The sequence below is a fragment of the Mycobacterium sp. E796 genome, assembly GCF_001672815.1.
Taxonomy (GTDB): domain Bacteria; phylum Actinomycetota; class Actinomycetes; order Mycobacteriales; family Mycobacteriaceae; genus Mycobacterium.
Genome location: NZ_LZKK01000274.1, coordinates 1 through 974, shown reverse-complemented (window position 1 = coordinate 974; position 974 = coordinate 1). Strand labels below are relative to the sequence as shown.

At 70.8% G+C, this 974-nt stretch carries 1 protein-coding gene; it reads right to left on the bottom strand.

Annotation, left to right across the window (positions count from 1 at the left end):
• Positions 1-175: 175 nt before the first annotated feature.
• A partial coding sequence (locus A5706_RS21225) for a VWA domain-containing protein (protein ID WP_068134873.1) occupies positions 176-974 on the bottom strand: 799 nt, incomplete at its 5' end.

The following is a 974-nucleotide window of genomic DNA, read 5'->3' as shown; positions in this document are numbered from 1 at the left end:
CCAGCGAGCTGAACAAGAGCTACAACGCCATCGAGAACGACATCGGGTTCCGCACGGTGCCCGGCCCCGGCAGCGCCGGCTGGCTGCGCCGGGGCGTCGGCGTCGCGCTGATCGCGGCGGCGCTGGGCCTGCTGATCAACCGGCGCCTGCCGATCTGACGCTGCCGTCTGACCGCTTAGGCGGGCAGCCGCCGGTTCAGGAACTCTCCGGCCAGGACGGCGCCGGCCAGCAGCACCGCGCCGAGCAGCATCCAGGCCAGGCTGGCGTCGCCCTTGACGGTCTGATAGCCGATCTGGCGCTGCAGGGTCGAATAGACGCTCTCCAGCGATTCCAGGCTGTCGGCGTGGAACGCCTGGCCGTCGGTGATCTTGGTGATCTCCTGCAGCGTCTGGTCGTCGACGGGGACCGGGATGGTGGCGCCCTCGTACTCGACGGTGCCGTAGGGCGTGCCGAAGGAGATCGTCGAGATCTGCACCTCCTCGGCCTTGGCGGCCCGCGCCGCGGTGAACGCGCCCTGCGGCGCGTTGGGGTCCAGCGGCACGTTTTCGGCCCCGTCGGACAGCAGCACGATCCGCGCCGGCGGCGGCGTGTCCCCGCCGGTGATGGCCGCGGCGCCGACCGCGTGCAGCGCGGTGAAGATCGCCTCACCGGTCGCCGTCCCGTCGGCGAACTCGAGCTTCTTCAGCGCCTCGAGGGTCGCCTCGTGCTGCGGGGTCGGCGGCACCAGCAGGTAGGGCGTGCCCGCGAATCCGACCAGTCCCAGGTTGATGCCCGGCGTCAGCTGGCTGGCGAACTGGCTGGCCGCCTGCTCGGCCGCCTTGAGCCGGTTGGGTTCGACGTCGGTCGCGCGCATCGAGTTCGACATGTCGATGATCAGCACGACGCAGGCGCGGTTGCGCGGGATGCGCATGTCATGCGTAGGCGTGGCCAGGGCGACGGTCAACAGGAACAGCGACAGCAGCGCAACCGCGACG